Source organism: Mesorhizobium sp. M4B.F.Ca.ET.143.01.1.1 (assembly GCF_004792275.1).
Classification (GTDB): Bacteria; Pseudomonadota; Alphaproteobacteria; order Rhizobiales; family Rhizobiaceae; genus Mesorhizobium; species Mesorhizobium abyssinicae.
This window is the reverse complement of sequence record NZ_SRSR01000178.1, coordinates 1-354: the sequence shown is the minus strand read 5'-3', so window position 1 is coordinate 354 and position 354 is coordinate 1. Positions and strand designations below refer to the sequence as shown.

Annotated in this window: 1 pseudogene; it reads left to right on the top strand. The window is 68.9% G+C overall.

Annotated features, from left to right (window positions below):
* A pseudogene (locus EN786_RS36515) lies at nt 1-253 on the top strand (hypothetical protein); the annotation flags it as partial.
* Nucleotides 254-354: the final 101 nt, after the last annotated feature.

The window sequence follows — 354 nt, the reverse complement described above, 5'->3', positions numbered from 1 at the left end:
CCGGCGCCTGCGCCCTCAATTGTTCCATCGCCAGCCGGCCGCCTGCGAAATGATAGTCGGAATCGACGATCGCGGACGGCGGCAGATCGAGGCCGGCCTCGCCAAGCGCGAAGCCCGCTCGAACCCGAACAAGGCGCTGCCCGGCAAGAAGGCGCAGGAACGCGCCGCGCTGCTGAAGAAGGCCCAGGAGGATGCGGCCGCTGCCGCCGCCGCGGCGACCGCCGCTCCGGCCGAAGCCGCCACCGCCGAGTAATCGCGGTCCCTTATTCGCAAACAAAAACGGCGGGCATGTGCCCGCCGTTTTTATTTGGATCGACCCGGGCGTCTCAGTAGCCGGACGGGCAGCGCGCCACA